Origin of the sequence: Paraburkholderia sp. SIMBA_054 (genome assembly GCF_046534875.1) — a bacterium.
Classification (GTDB): domain Bacteria; phylum Pseudomonadota; class Gammaproteobacteria; order Burkholderiales; family Burkholderiaceae; genus Paraburkholderia; species Paraburkholderia hospita.
This window is the reverse complement of the sequence record NZ_JAWRXV010000952.1, coordinates 1-264: the sequence shown is the minus strand read 5'-3', so window position 1 is coordinate 264 and position 264 is coordinate 1. Positions and strand designations below refer to the sequence as shown.

Here is a 264-nt window from a genome sequence, read left to right as displayed (position 1 = left end):
CAACGCATCGCTCGACGCTCGCCGCAACTTTTCGCACGGACGACGCTGCACCCCATTTGCGTGCATTCCTCGCCTGTCTGCCGCCGCCAATTGCGGACGCAGCACTATAAGCAAAAACCTATAGAAGCATAAGCAACCCGTCTTGGACTCATCACCGTCGCGTTCTTATCATTGATTGCACACATGACAAGAACGCAGGGACGGCAACTTCGCCGTCGCCGCAAGGTAGGAGACAGGATGAATCCGATCGACGAAGCCGCCACC

General features: G+C 56.8%; 1 pseudogene. It reads left to right on the top strand.

Going from position 1 to position 264, the window contains the following annotated elements:
• Window positions 1-110, top strand: a pseudogene (locus tag SB822_RS57940) (LysR family transcriptional regulator); the annotation flags it as partial.
• Window positions 111-264: the final 154 nt, after the last annotated feature.